This is a genomic window from Bradyrhizobium sp. Leo170, from assembly GCF_004296405.1.
In the GTDB taxonomy this organism is placed as follows: domain Bacteria; phylum Pseudomonadota; class Alphaproteobacteria; order Rhizobiales; family Xanthobacteraceae; genus Bradyrhizobium.
Genome location: NZ_PSRR01000841.1, coordinates 1 through 608 on the forward strand (window position 1 = coordinate 1; position 608 = coordinate 608).

Consider the following 608-nt stretch of genomic DNA (forward strand, 5'->3'; position numbering starts at 1 on the left):
GGGCATGTGGTCGGCGATGGTGGTGTGGCCCCGCCGGTTGGGCGCGCGAGCGTGGCTGGCAATCCTGCGGCCGTTGTGGAAGATCTCGACCGTCCTGTCGTCAATGCGCGCATCGACGAGCTCACGGATGAGCCGATACGGCGTGGAATACCAGTGTCCGTCGATCTCGATATGATAGTCGGGGCCGACCCGACAGCGCTTCCAGTGCGCGAAAGCGTAAGCCTGGTCCGGCAGCTTTGTGAGCTTGGGCTTGTCGAGTTCGGCGAACAGTTCGGCGCGGCTGGCGCCAAAGTCGCGCATCTGTCGGGCATTGAGTTCGACGACGAGTATTTTGATGGCTGCGTTCAGCTCCGCCAACGAAAAGAAGCGTTGGTTGCGCAGCCGCGCCAGAATCCATCGCTGGGCGACTTGCACCGCAACTTCGACCTTTGCCTTATCTTTTGGGCGCCGCGGCCGGGCTGCGAGAATGGCCGTGTCGTAATGGCTCGCCATCTCGGCATAGGTTCGGTTGAGGCCAGGATCGTGGCGGTCGGGATTGGTGACGGCGGCCTTGAGATTGTCGCAGTTATGTGCCGGACATCGTTATGTGCCGAATGCTGTCACAACCC

1 pseudogene is annotated in these 608 nt (G+C 61.7%); it reads right to left on the reverse strand.

The window, feature by feature from the left end:
* Nucleotides 1–564: pseudogene (locus CWO89_RS45020) on the reverse strand (Mu transposase domain-containing protein); the annotation flags it as partial.
* Between the last annotated feature and the right edge of the window lie 44 nt (nt 565–608).